We start from the raw sequence: 13607 nt of genomic DNA, 5'->3' as shown, positions 1-13607 counted from the left end.
TGATCGGGGCGCATGTGCTGCTCGAAATCCTCACGTACAACATGGACGTTGCGGTTTCTGCGCTGCGCTTTGCCCCGCTGACAGCGGCTCGCAACAGCCCTCGCCCATGTGGAAGTGTCCCAAGGCAAGCCCGGAGTCGTCGAGATGTGGGATGTGCGCGCTGTGCGCCTTGCTCTGCCATCATCTCGCTGCGTCCTGACGCAGCTTCGGGCTGGAAACGCAGTAAGGTGGAAACGCAGCCAGCGGGTCAGAACAGTATCTAGTCAGACAGAGATGCTCGACAAGGCGGAAAACACGCCCGGCAACACCGCAGCGAACAGGAGGAAACATGAACGAGAAAAACAAAAAACCACCGGTGAATCGCATCAGCATCTCCTTGCCGGACGAGCTGCATGCCGATCTGGATGCCATGGTGGCCGAGCGTGGTTTTGACAGCCGCTCGCAGGCCATCAACGACATGCTGCGTCAGCATCTGGCCGAGCATAAGCGCGAGAAGGGCAACGAGGTCATGGTGGGCACCATCACCATCCTCTACAACAACGGTACGCGCAACCTGCAGAAGACCATTGCTGACCTGCAGTACCAGTATCTGGACGAAGTGATCAGCTCGCTGCACGTGCATCTGGCCGACAACCAGACCATGGAAGTCATCCTGGTACAGGGCCCGGCGCAGACCGTGCAGGCCATCGCGGACGAGATCATCGCCTTGCGCGGTGTGATCACCGGCAAGCTGCAATTGATGGGCGCCATCATTCCGCCGTTGCATCAACGTACGCCAGCCAGAGGCCAGTAGCCTTGATCATCAATACAACCGGCATTAGCAAAACCAAGGACAGCGCATGAGCACATCAGTCACTGAAAACGTCGTCAGCCCGCCATCGCCAGCAGGCGCATTGCCTGCCCCGGCACTGTGGGAGGAGGTCATCCCCGGTGGCCATCACTGGTCTGGGCTGATGCGGCGCGGTAGCGCACTGCGCATCACCGATCTGGAAGGTGGCGCCAATCTGTCCGCACTGTTGTTCAATCCCGAGGATAAGCTGGAGCGCTACAACATGCCGGATACTTTGAAGGCGCAACACACGGCCTTCCTCACCACCGGTCATGTGTGTTACTCGGACATGGGCCGGGTGATGTGCTCGGTGATCGCGGATAGCGTGGGTTGGCACGACACCTACTGTGGCGTCAGCGATGCCGGCATGATCGCCGCCAAATATGGCGCCACCAATTACCAGACCCAGCGCAACGCCATGACCCGTAACGGCCGAGATGGCCTGCTGGTGGAAATGACCAAGTACGGTCTGGGCAAGCGTGACCTGGTGGCCAATATCAATTTTTTCAGCAAGGCCGCGCCGGATGAGGCAGGCAAGCTGCATTTTGTGAGCGGGCACAGCAAAGCGGGTGATTTCGTGGAGCTGCGTTTCGATATGAACGTGCTGCTGGTGCTGTCAGCGGCACCGCATCCGCTGGCACCTGCCGGGCTGTATCAGCCCGCTGCCGTGAAGCTCAGCGCCTGGCATGCCGGCCTGGCCGCCGCCGATGATCTATGCCGCAACCATTGTGAGCAGAACCAGCGTGGCTTTGCCAATACGGAGCGTTATTACCTGTAAGACGTCATTGCCGTCGATGGGTCGGTGCGATACCGCGCAATTGGAAACAGCCATAGCCGTCATTCCCGCGTAGGCGGGAATCCAGGCAAGGTTGATGATGCCGCCTTGTCCTGCTAATGGCTTGTTGCTCAGCCGGAACTGGATTCCCGCCTGCGCAGGAATGACGGTGAGTTAAGAGTCCGGCGCGTGGTTTCTGCGAGCGATCCAGCATTCGAATGCTGGCCTGATGGAATGAAGCCCTTCAAGGAATGGAAAGACAGACAAAGCAGCCAAATGACGGAAGCAGCCACTATAAACGTGGCTGCATAAGCAAACAGCCAGTCAACAACATGGAAACCGACATGCAAGCAAGCCCACATACATTGACAGAAAGCAAGCTCAAGCCCGAACACGCGGTGCTGGACCAGGTTTGCCTGGCCGGTGAGCCGTGGATGGCCGAGCTTAAACAGGGCCAGACCTTCCGCATCCTCGATCTGGAAGGTAATCAGGCGGTGGATACGCTGTTCTACAGCGCGGCCGACCCGGAAGAGCGTTACAGCGCCACCGATACCATCGCGCGTCAGGGTCAGCTTTACCTGACCACTGGTTCTGTACTGTATTCCAGCGAGGGCAGGCCCATGCTGACCATCGTGGCCGACACCTGCGGGCGACACGACACGCTGGGCGGGGCCTGCGCCGCCGAGAGCAACACGGTGCGCTATGCGCTGGACAAGCGCCCCATGCACAGCTGCCGTGACAGTTTCATGCACGCGCTGAATCACTGTGGCTGTGCCACGCATCGCCAGATGAGCAAGCGTGACATCGCCGCCAACATCAACTTTTTCATGAACGTGCCGGTGACCCCGGATGGTGCATTGCGCTTCGCCGATGGCATTTCCGGTGCAGGCAAATACGTGGAGCTGCGTGCCGAGATGGACGTGGTGGTGCTGATCTCCAATTGCCCGCAGCTCAATAACCCCTGCAATGCCTACAACCCCACGCCGGTGCGGCTGCTGGTGTGGGATTGAGGCCGCAGACGCTGCATGTGCAGCACCGCCATCAAGGTCTGGCACGCCATGTGCTAATGATTACCCGCTGATCGATATCTGCTGATCCGCCCTCAACTCAGCATGAACAGATAAACAGCAGAGCACACAGCAGATAACAACAGATCAGCGCGCAGCATGCTGAATCAACCGCTCATCGGGACGGCCCGCTGAGATCCATACCGCTGCGGGACGGCCCGCACAAGGTCAAGATGTTCGAGAAGGTTTTGATTGCCAACCGTGGCGAGATCGCGTGTCGGGTGATCCGCACGCTCAACAAGATGGGGATACGCGCCGTCGCGGTCTACTCCGAAGCCGATGCCGGTGCCCGCCATGTGCTGCAAGCAGATGAAGCCATCTGCATAGGCCCCGCGCCCGCCGCCGAAAGTTACCTGAATATCCCCGCCATCCTGGCGGCCGCGCAAGCCAGCGGTGCGCAGGCCATCCATCCAGGCTATGGCTTCCTGTCCGAGAACCCGGGCTTTGCCGAGGCCTGCGAAGCGGCCGGTCTGGTGTTCATCGGCCCCACCCCGCAGCAGATGCGCGATTTCGGTCTCAAGCACACCGCACGTGCGCTGGCCGAGGCGCAGGGCGTGCCCTTGTTGCCGGGCTCCAAACTGCTGGCCGATGTGCACGAGGCGGCTCATGAAGCGGCACGCATCGGCTACCCGGTCATGCTCAAAAGCACGGCAGGTGGTGGCGGCATCGGCATGCGCCTGATCTGGAATGCCGATGAACTGGCCGAAGCCTATGCTTCGGTGAGCCGTCTCGCCAATGCCAATTTCAAGCAGGGTGGCCTGTATCTGGAAAAATACGTGCAGGCGGCCCGCCATATCGAAGTGCAGATCTTCGGCGACGGGCAGGGCCATGTGGTGGCACTGGGCGAGCGCGACTGTTCGGTGCAGCGCCGTAACCAGAAGGTCATCGAGGAGACGCCAGCGCCGCACATCAGCGACGATCTGCGGCGCGCACTCAGTCAGACCGCCATCAGTCTGGGCCGGGCGATCGGCTACCGCTCGGCAGGCACGGTGGAATTCGTATTCGACAAACACACCGAAGCGTTCTATTTCCTGGAGGTGAACACCCGTCTGCAGGTCGAGCACGGCGTCACCGAGCTGGTCAGCGGGGTGGATCTGGTGGAATGGATGGTGCGCTGCGCTGCGGGTGAAACCGGCTTTCTGCGCGCTTACCGGCATCAGCCCAAAGGCCATGCCATCCAGGTGCGTGTGTATGCCGAAGACCCTAACAAGCAGTTCCAGCCTGCCAGCGGCGTGCTCACCGAGGTGGCGTTCCCGGCACAGGCGCGCGTGGATAGCTGGGTGGAGCGCGGCAGTGAGGTCTCGCCGTTCTATGACCCCTTGCTGGCCAAGGTGCTGGTGCATGCGCCAGACCGGGCTGCGGCTGTGGCCGAGCTGCGCAGCGCCTTGCAGCACACGCGGCTGAGCGGCATCGCGACCAATCTGGCTTATCTGCGCCAGATCCTGGCTGACAGCGTATTCCCGGCCGGTGAACAAACCACGCGCTACCTGAACAGCTTTGCCTATCAACCTTGCACGCTGGACGTGTTGGACGGCGGGGTGATGAGCACCATCCAGGATTATCCGGGCCGCGTGGGTTACTGGAATGTGGGCGTGCCGCCTTCCGGCCCCATGGACCATCTGGCCTTCCGGCTGGCTAACCGTCTGGTTGGCAATGCCGAGGGCGAGGCCGGGCTGGAGATCACCCTGATCGGCCCCACACTCAAATTCAATACCGAAGTGGTGATCGCGGTCACCGGCCCCGAACTCAGCGTGACGCTGGACGATGCACCGCTCGCCATGTGGCAGGCACACCGTGTCGCAGCTGGTAGCACACTCAAGCTGGGCAAGTTGCGCGATGCCGGTTGCCGGGCTTATCTGGCGATCCAGGGCGGCGTTGACGTGCCGGACTATCTGGGCAGCAAATCCACATTCACGCTGGGCCAGTTCGGCGGCCATGCCGGTCGCGCACTGCGCACCGGCGATGTGCTGCCCTTGCTGCCACAAACCGGGGCAGTCGCGCATGCTGAGCCGCTGAGTCCGTCCTGCCGTCCTGCCTATGGCCATCACTGGCAGATCGGCGTGCTGTATGGCCCGCATGGCGCGCCGGATTTCTTCACCGATGACGACATCCGCATGTTCTTCAGCACCGACTGGGAAGTGCACTACAACTCCAACACCACGGGCATACGCCTGATCGGTCCCAAGCCGCAATGGGCACGCCGTGACGGCGGCGAGGCCGGCCTGCACCCTTCCAACATCCACGACAATGCGTATGCCATCGGTGCCATCGATTTCACCGGCGACATGCCGGTGATCCTCGGGCCGGACGGCCCCAGTCTGGGCGGCTTTGTGTGTCCAGCCACCATAGTCCAGGCCGAACTGTGGAAGATGGGCCAGCTGAAAGCAGGCGACACGGTGCGCTTTGTGCGCCTGAGTCAGGCCGAAGCGCGCGAACTGCAGCTGGCGCAGAACGCCATGCTGGCCAGCCTGCAAGCCCCTCAACCCACTACCGTCAGCGCGCTGGAAGCGCTGCTGGCGGCACGCCAGCCTGATACCGGGCAGCGGCTTTCTGGCGCTGAGGCCAGCCCCATCCTGGCCGCGTTCCCGCAGACCGCCGAGCGCGTCGCCGTGGTCTACCGGCAGGCGGGCGATCAATACCTGCTGGTGGAATACGGCCCGCTGGTGCTGGATATCGAGCTGCGCTTCCGTGTGCACGGCTTGATGCAGGCGCTACAGCAGGCGGCGGTGCCCGGCATCATCGACCTCACGCCCGGCATACGTTCATTGCAAGTGCATTACGACAGCCTGACGCTGCCGGTCGAGCAGTTGTTGCACACGCTGCAGGCGCTGGAGGCCACGCTGCCCGCCGTGGAGGACATGGAAGTACCCACGCGCATCGTGCATCTGCCCTTGTCCTGGGACGATGCCGCCACCCAGCTGGCCATCGAAAAATACATGCAGTCGGTACGCAAGGACGCGCCCTGGTGCGATGTGGCCAGCGGCCATGCCAGCAACATCGAGTTCATCCGCCGCATCAACGGCCTGCCCAGTGTGGACGACGTGAAGCGCATCGTGTTTGAAGCCAGCTACCTCACGCTGGGGCTGGGCGATGTGTACCTGGGCGCGCCGGTGGCCACGCCCATGGACCCGCGTCATCGTCTGGTCACCACCAAATACAACCCGGCCCGTACCTGGACCCCGGAGAATGCGGTGGGCATAGGCGGCGCTTATATGTGCGTGTACGGCATGGAAGGGCCGGGCGGCTACCAGTTCGTGGGCCGCACGCTGCAGATGTGGAACCGCTGGCGCGAGACCGCCGATTTCCGTGACGGCAAGCCCTGGCTGCTGCGCTTCTTCGACCAGATCCGTTTCTACCCGGTGAGTGCGGCAGAGCTGCTGCAGATCCGTGCCGATTTCCCGCATGGCAAGTTCAAGCTGCGCATCGAGGAACAGACCCTGCGGCTGCGTGATTACCAGGCGTTTTTGCTGGATGAGGCGGATTCCATCGCCGCGTTCAAGGCCACCCAGCAGGCCGCGTTCGAGGCCGAGCGCGAGCACTGGATCGCCACCGGTCAGGCCCATTATCAACAAGAGCAGGACACGGCTGGCGTCACGGATGCGGTGCACGTGCTGGGCGACCAGCAGCGTGCCGCCCATGCACATATCTCCGGCAACGTCTGGCAGGTCAATGTGCAGCCTGGCGACCAGGTACGGGAGGGTGACGCCGTGGTGATCGTGGAGTCCATGAAAATGGAGATCAGCGTGCTGGCGCCCTGTACCGGCACGGTCAGCCAGGTGCTGTGTCAGGCCGGGGGGCAGGTGGCCGCCGGGCAATCGTTATTGATCATCGATGAGGAGTTGGCAGCATGAGTATGCCGTTCAATCTGCAGATGCCGTTTCTGCGCCAGCAGTATCTGGAGGGCAGCCTGACGCCGCTGGCCCTGGTCCAGGCACTGGATAGCCTGATCGGCAGCGAGGATGCTGGCCATGTCTGGATCTACCGCTTGTCACTGGAGGAGATGCGCGCCTACGCCGAGGCTTTGCTGGACAAAGACCCGGCCAGCTTGCCGCTGTATGGCATCCCGTTCGCCATCAAGGACAATATCGATCTGGCCGGTGTGCCCACCACGGCGGCCTGCGCTGAATATGCCTACGTGCCGGAACGCAGTGCCACGGTGGTGCAGCAGCTGATAGACGCGGGTGCCATCCCGGTAGGCAAGACCAATCTGGACCAGTTCGCCACCGGCCTGGTCGGCACGCGCTCGCCGTATGGTGCCTGCCAGAACAGTTTCGACCCGGCCTTCATTTCCGGGGGCTCCAGTTCCGGCTCGGCGGTGGCGCTGGCCAGCGGCATGGTGAGTTTCAGCCTGGGCACCGATACCGCCGGTTCCGGCCGTGTGCCGGCGGCGTTCAATAATCTGGTCGGTCTCAAGCCGTCCTGCGGCCTGCTGAGTACGCAGGGCATGGTGCCGGCCTGCCGCACGCTGGATTGCATGTCCATCTTTGCATTGACAGCGGATGATGCCGCCACGGTGCTGGCGGTGGCGCAGGGTTTTGATGCCGAAGATGCTTATTCACGTGCTGCCCCCACGCCATTGCCTGCCGGGCCGCTGCCCGGCGCGTTCCGCTTTGGCGTGCCACGCCGCGAGCAGCTGGCGTTCTTTGACAATGCACATACCCCCGGCCTGTTTGATACCGCACTGGCCCGCTTGCAGGCGCTGGGCGGCACGCCGGTGGAGATCGATTTTTCCGATTTTCTGCAAACGGCGCGCCTGCTTTACGAAGGCCCCTGGGTGGCCGAGCGTTACGCCGCCATACGCACGTTCTTCGAACAACAGGCGGAGGCAGTCTATCCGGTCACGCGCAACATCATCGCTGGTGCCACACGCTTCAGTGCAGCGGATACCTTTGCAGCGCAGTACCGGCTGAAAGCCATGCAGCGCAAGGCGGCATCGGTATGGGGTAGTGTGGATGTGATCGTCACCCCCACCGCGGGCACCATCTACCGCATCGATGAAGTCAATGCCGACCCGGTGCAGACCAATTCCAATCTAGGCTACTACACCAATTTCATGAACCTGCTGGATCTGGCTGCCATTGCCATTCCGGCCGGGTTTCAGCCGGATGGCTTGCCGTTCGGCGTCACGCTGTGTGCCCCCGCCTTCACAGACAGCGCGCTGCTGGCTATCGCCGCTGCATGGGACCGTGCTGCACAACCGGATGGCAGTGCGCGCACGCTGGGCGCGACCGGCATTCCATTCAACGCTAACACTGGAGTCACCCTATGAGCACCACCGTCGACGTCGTGGTCTGTGGCGCGCACATGAGCGGCCTGCCACTCAATCATCAACTCACCGAACTGGGTGCCACGCTGGTGAGCAAGACCCGCACCGCGCCTGAATATCGTCTTTACAAGCTGGATTGCTACAGCCCGCCACGGCCCGGCCTGCTGCGTGTGAACGCGGACGGGGTGGCGATCGAGGTGGAGGTGTGGCAGTTGCCGCTGGCGGCTTACGGTGCCTTCGTCGCCAGCGTGCCGGGCCCGCTCGGCTTTGGCACGCTCAAGCTGGAAGACGGCAAGCAGGCGCAGGGGTTTTTGTGTGAGTTCTATGCCACGCAACAGGCGCTGGACATCAGTGCACTGGGTAGCTGGCGTGCGTTTTTACAACAAACAGCAGGTTGACCTGCGGATATGTAGCACGGAGGAGACGCTTTGCCGATTTGGGATAGTGCGCCCAAACGCAAAGTACGAGGATAGCTCTACCACTTTTGTATTAAATTTTTTGTATTGAATCGTTTGTATTGCGTCATTTAATTTAATTAGGGGATCACCATGATGAAACACAAGAAATTGCTGGGTGCTTTGCTCGCCGCCTATGGCCTGAGCTTCGCTGCGATGTCCATGGCCGAGGAAGCCGCTGCGGCCGAGCCTGAGCCAAGCTGGACCTTCCCGACCACCATCTCCTTCGTGAGTGACTATATCTTCCGCGGTCAATCGCAGACCTGGGGCAAGCCCGCCGCGCAAATGAGCGTGGAAGCAGTGCACAAGTCCGGTATCTATGGCGGCTTCTTCGCCTCCAACGTGTCTGACCACTGGTTGCCAGGTGCCAACCTGGAAACCGACCTGTACGCCGGTTTCCGCAGTGTCATCCCCAAGACCGAGATCAACTACGACGTGGGCGCGATCTACTATTTGTACCCAGGCGCAGACTGGAAAGAATCCGGCTTCAACCCACCCGCCTTCCCGGCTGGCACCACACGCGCCAACCGCCTGAACACCGGCGAAGCCTATGGCAGCCTGAATTACAAATGGCTGACCTTCAAGACCGGCATCACCTTCACTGAATACTTCGGCTGGAACACCAACAACTCCGGTCTGGGCTTCGGCTTCGCGGGTGACCCGAGCGCAGGCGTGACCGGCAGCACCAAGGGTTCCTACTTCTACGAACTGAACGGCGCCTATGAAGTGATGCCTAGCTGGACCCTCATCGGTCAGGTGGGTCGTCAGGTCATCAACAATGCCACCGGTCTGGACATCACCTACTACAAGGCGGGTGTGTCCAAATCCTTCAAGGGTGGCTGGTCGCTGGCGGGGACCTATTCCGGCACCAACGAGCCGGATGCCTACAAGGACTTCCTGAGTCTGCGTAACACCGTGTCCACCTCGGACGTGGCCAAGGACACCTTCTTCGTGTCCATCTCGCGCGCATTCTAAGCCGCATGGGGCATGACGGCGCCGCCGTCGTGCCCCCTTCACACCTTCTCTGGGGAACATCATGAGTTCAAGCTTGAAGTCGTCTCTTAATGGCTGGCACCTGTGGGGCCTGGCGGTCGGCCTGGTGATCTCCGGCGAGTATTTCGGCTGGAGTTATGGCTGGGCTGCTGCCGGTACCTTGGGTTTTCTGGTGACATCGGCGCTGATCGCCCTGATGTACACCACCTTCATCTTCAGTTTTACCGAATTGACCACGGCCATCCCGCATGCGGGCGGGCCGTTTGCTTATGCACGGCGCGCATTCGGCGAAAAAGCCGCGTTTGTGGCGGGGTTTGCCACCCTGATCGAGTTCGTGTTCGCGCCGCCCGCCATTGCCATGGCCATAGGCGCTTATCTCAACGTGCAGTTCCCCGGCGTGGACCCCAAGACCATGGCCATAGGCGCGTATTTCATCTTCATCGGGCTCAACATCCTCGGCGTGCGTATCGCGGCCAACTTTGAATTGTTCGTGACCGTGGTTGCCATCATCGAGCTGCTGGTGTTTATGGGCGTGGTGTCGCCCGGCTTCTCCATGAGCAACTTCGTGGCACACGGATGGGCCGGCGAGAACGAATTCACCATGGGTGCGCTGACCGGCATCGTGGCGGCCATCCCGTTCGCCATCTGGTTCTTCCTCGCCATCGAAGGCGTGGCCATGGCCGCAGAAGAAGCGCTGGAGCCGAAGCGGACCATCCCCAAGGCTTACATCGCGGGCATCCTGACGCTGGTGACGCTGGCGCTGGGTGTGATGATCTTTGCCGGCGGCGCAGGTGACTGGCGCGTGCTGTCCAATATCAATGACCCCTTGCCTCAGGCCATGAAGATGATCGTGGGTGAACACAGCGGCTGGCTGCACATGCTGGTGTGGATAGGCCTGTTCGGGTTGGTGGCTTCGTTCCACGGCATCATCCTCGGCTACTCGCGGCAGATCTTTGCACTGGCCCGTGCCGGTTACATGCCCAAGTATTTCGGCGAGACCAACGAGCGTTTCAAAACCCCGCACCGTGCGCTGATCGTGGGCGGTATCGTCGGCATCGCGGCCATTCTCAGTGACGACCTGATCCAGATCGGTGGCATGACGCTGACCGCCAACCTGATCACCATGGCAGTGTTCGGCGCCATCGTGCTGTACATCGTGTCCATGCTCAGCCTGTTCTCGCTGCGCAAGAAGGAGCCTAACCTGGAACGTCCGTTCACGGCCGTGGCCTACCCGGTGTTCCCCATCATCGCACTGGTGCTGGCGGTGCTCAGTCTGGTGACCATGATCTACTTCAACTTCACGCTGGCGCTGCTGTTCCTGGCACTGATGGCCATCGCCTATGCCTACTTCCACTTCACGCAGCAGCAGCGTGATACGGCGGTGGATCAGCGTCACGTGAGCATGTAAGCACCAAGGCAATATTGTTGGATGGCCCTCGCTGTTCTATTCTGTATTAGGTACAGCTGAGGGCCACGCAGGCAGGAGCATGACATGCAGTATCAAGCGACGGCAGGGGTGCATACCTACCAGTTCAAGGACTTGAAAGAGGTGCTGGCCAAGGCTACCCCGGCGCGTTCCGGGGATTACCTGGCAGGCGTGGCGGCGGAGACTTATGCCGAGCGCATGGCCGCGCGCCTGTGTCTGGCGGATATCCCGCTCAAGCACATCCTCGATACCCCCATCATCCCTTACGAGAGCGACGAAGTGACGCGGCTGATCGTGGATAGTCACGATGCCCAGGCGTTCGCCGCCATCAGCCACCTCACCGTGGGTGATTTCCGCGACTGGCTGTTGCTGGACAGCACCGATACTGCCACGTTGACGCGTGTGGCACCCGGCGTCACGCCAGAGATGGCCGCAGCGGTCAGCAAACTGATGCGCAATCAGGATTTGATCCTGGTGGCGAAAAAGTGCCAGATCACCACCGCCTTCCGTAACACCATAGGCCTGGCCGGACGCCTGTCCGTGCGCTTGCAACCCAATCACCCGACTGATGATGCGCGCGGCATCGCCGCTTCCATGCTGGACGGCCTGCTGTATGGCTCCGGCGATGCGGTGATCGGCATCAACCCGGCCACGGACAGCATCCCGGCGCTGATGGATCTGTACCATCTGGTGGATGACGTCATCAGCCAGTACGCCATTCCCACGCAATCCTGCGTGCTCACCCATGTGACCAACCAGATCCAGGTGATGGAGAAGGGCGCGCCGGTCGATCTGGTGTTCCAGTCCATTGCCGGTAGCGAAAAAGCCAACCAGAGTTTCGGCATCAACCTTGGCATCCTCAAGGAGGCCTACGAGGCGGCGCTATCACTCAAGCGCGGCACGGTAGGGCACAACGTCATGTACTTTGAAACCGGCCAGGGCTCGGCCTTGTCCGCCAATGCCAATTTTGGTGTGGACCAGCAGACCATAGAAACCCGCGCCTATGCGGTGGCACGTCATTTCAAACCGCTGCTCAGCAACACCGTGGTCGGCTTCATCGGCCCGGAATACCTGTACGACGGCAAGCAGATCATCCGCGCCGGGCTGGAAGACCACTTCTGCGGCAAGTTGCTGGGCCTGCCGCTGGGCTGCGACGTGTGCTACACCAACCATGCCGAAGCCGATCAGGACGACATGGACACCTTGATGACCCTGCTGGCCACGGCAGGCATCACCTTCATCATGGGCATCCCCGGTGCCGACGACATCATGCTCAACTATCAGACCACCTCGTTCCATGACGCGCTGTACCTGCGCAAGGTGCTGGGCCTGAAACCCGCGCCTGAGTTCGAACAATGGCTGATGCAGATGAACATCATGGATGCGCAGGGACGCGTGCAGCCGGTCACCGGCCAGCACGCCATGTTGCAGAACATGCCGCGTCACTTGCTGGTGGCCGCATGAGCGACGCCCTGTCTCCAGACCCCTGGCAGCAACTGCGTCGCCACACGCGTGCGCGCATCGCACTGGGCCGCGTCGGCAGCAGCCTGCCTACCAAAGAAGTGCTGGATTTCGGCCTGGCGCATGCCATGGCACGCGATGCCGTGCATCTGCCGCTGGATGTGGCCAAACTGGCCGCGCAGATCGAAGCACAAGGTTTGCCCACCGTGCAGGTGCACAGCCGCGCCGCAGACCGTCACAGCTATCTGCTGCGCCCGGACCAGGGGCGTCGCCTCAGTGCGGACAGTGCGGACAGCTTGCAAACATTACCGGCCAGCATGGCCGCGCCTGTGGATCTGCTGGTGGTGGTTGGCGATGGCTTGTCTTCGATGGCGGTGGAGCGCCACGTGCCGCCTTTGTTGGAGCAACTGGTGCAGCGCCTGCCGGAACACTGGACGCTGGGGCCGGTGGTGATCGCCAGCCAGGCCCGTGTGGCCATCGCTGACGAGATCGCCGTCACGCTCAAGGCGCGCATGGTGGTGATGTTGATTGGGGAACGTCCGGGCCTGAGCTCGCCCGACAGCCTGGGCATCTACCTCACCTATGCCCCCACGCTTGCCTGCAGCGATGCTGACCGCAACTGCATCTCCAATGTGCGGCCGGAAGGTCTGGACTACGCGGCCGCGGCGCACAAACTGCTGTGGCTGGCACGTGAGGCGGTGCGCCTGAAAGTATCCGGCGTCGCGCTCAAGGATGAGAGTGATATGAAAGAGGTCACCGGGTCCTTGCAGATCAAGTGAGGGTGAGCATCACGCCATGATGCTCAAAAGCGGCGCAACTTAAACCGTCAGCGGGATGCGCTTGCGCCCGCCTGCTGAGCGTTTTGCAATGCCGCGATCTGTGGGTAACTGCGTTCTATCAACTCGGCCAGCGCGTACACATGCCTGGCTGTCTCTTCCCCCAGCGCCGTCAGCGTGTACTCCACATGCGGTGGCACCACCGGGTAAACCTTGCGCAGCACAAACCCATCCGCCTCCAGGTTTTGCAAGGTCTGCGCCAGCATCTTCTCGCTCACGCCGTTCACTTTTCTGCGGATCTCGCTGAAGCGGTGCGTGCCCGCCAGTAGAACGATCAGTACCAGCACGCCCCACAGGCTGGTCACGTGCTTGAACACGGTCCTGGACGGGCAGTTGGCAGCAAACAACGCTCCACGCTGCAGGGCCGAGGCCAGCGATGCAGGCTGGTCCGAACAGGCGCTCATTTCATCCATGATTCCATCCGCGATTTTTACCATGACACTCACCTTTTTGTACGTACTTACAAAAAGTAAGTGTATCAGTTATCGTCACTGCTCAT

Annotated in this window: 11 protein-coding genes; 10 read left to right on the top strand and 1 reads right to left on the bottom strand. The window is 61.5% G+C overall.

Annotated features, from left to right (window positions below; all coding sequences use genetic code 11):
• The first annotated feature begins 328 nt into the window (after nucleotides 1–328).
• The 10 genes from nikR (at nucleotide 329) to eutC (ending at nucleotide 13051) form a co-directional block, all read left to right on the top strand.
• Entirely contained in the window at nucleotides 329–793 is a 465-nt protein-coding gene (gene nikR / locus ED236_RS02740; protein WP_123236382.1) for a nickel-responsive transcriptional regulator NikR, read from the top strand.
• Nucleotides 794–839: 46 nt separating this feature from the next.
• The gene (locus tag ED236_RS02735; protein WP_123236381.1) at nucleotides 840–1607 is read left to right on the top strand and encodes an urea amidolyase associated protein UAAP1; all 768 of its coding nucleotides are present in this window, start codon (nucleotides 840–842) and stop codon (nucleotides 1605–1607) included.
• Between the two features lie 341 nt (nucleotides 1608–1948).
• Complete coding sequence (locus ED236_RS02730; RefSeq protein ID WP_123236600.1) at nucleotides 1949–2614, top strand: urea amidolyase associated protein UAAP2; 666 nt, start codon at nucleotides 1949–1951, stop codon at nucleotides 2612–2614.
• Nucleotides 2615–2844: 230 nt separating this feature from the next.
• Nucleotides 2845–6522: an urea carboxylase gene (uca, locus tag ED236_RS02725; RefSeq protein ID WP_123236380.1), complete on the top strand. Its 3678-nt coding sequence runs from the start codon at nucleotides 2845–2847 to the stop codon at nucleotides 6520–6522.
• Nucleotides 6519–7940 (top strand): allophanate hydrolase, encoded by a 1422-nt coding sequence (atzF, locus tag ED236_RS02720; protein WP_240031996.1) that lies wholly within the window; start codon nucleotides 6519–6521, stop codon nucleotides 7938–7940. Before uca ends, atzF begins: the two co-directional genes overlap by 4 nt.
• Nucleotides 7937–8335, top strand: a complete 399-nt coding sequence (locus ED236_RS02715; protein WP_123236378.1) for an allophanate hydrolase-related protein — start codon at nucleotides 7937–7939, stop codon at nucleotides 8333–8335. Before atzF ends, ED236_RS02715 begins: the two co-directional genes overlap by 4 nt.
• A gap of 150 nt (nucleotides 8336–8485) precedes the next feature.
• Nucleotides 8486–9367, top strand: coding sequence for a TorF family putative porin (locus ED236_RS02710; protein WP_123236377.1), 882 nt, complete (start codon nucleotides 8486–8488; stop codon nucleotides 9365–9367).
• 73 nt (nucleotides 9368–9440) lie between these two features.
• Nucleotides 9441–10793 (top strand): ethanolamine permease, encoded by a 1353-nt coding sequence (gene eat / locus ED236_RS02705; protein WP_240031995.1) that lies wholly within the window; start codon nucleotides 9441–9443, stop codon nucleotides 10791–10793.
• 84 nt (nucleotides 10794–10877) lie between these two features.
• A complete protein-coding gene (locus ED236_RS02700; RefSeq protein WP_123236375.1) occupies nucleotides 10878–12275 on the top strand; it encodes an ethanolamine ammonia-lyase subunit EutB in 1398 nt (465 codons plus the stop codon).
• Nucleotides 12272–13051 carry an ethanolamine ammonia-lyase subunit EutC gene (gene eutC / locus ED236_RS02695; protein WP_123236374.1) on the top strand — a complete coding sequence of 260 codons (780 nt, stop codon included), beginning with the start codon at nucleotides 12272–12274 and terminating at the stop codon, nucleotides 13049–13051. Before ED236_RS02700 ends, eutC begins: the two co-directional genes overlap by 4 nt.
• Before the next feature lie 47 nt (nucleotides 13052–13098).
• Here eutC and ED236_RS02690 read toward each other — a convergent pair whose 3' ends face one another.
• The gene (locus ED236_RS02690) at nucleotides 13099–13545 is read right to left on the bottom strand and encodes a winged helix-turn-helix transcriptional regulator (RefSeq protein ID WP_240031994.1); all 447 of its coding nucleotides are present in this window, start codon (nucleotides 13543–13545) and stop codon (nucleotides 13099–13101) included.
• Nucleotides 13546–13607: the final 62 nt, after the last annotated feature.

The sequence above is a fragment of the Pseudomethylobacillus aquaticus genome (genome assembly GCF_003730115.1).
GTDB lineage: Bacteria > Pseudomonadota > Gammaproteobacteria > Burkholderiales > Methylophilaceae > Pseudomethylobacillus > Pseudomethylobacillus aquaticus.
The sequence above is the reverse complement of the archived record's forward strand: the minus strand, read 5'-3'. Positions and strand labels throughout refer to the sequence as shown.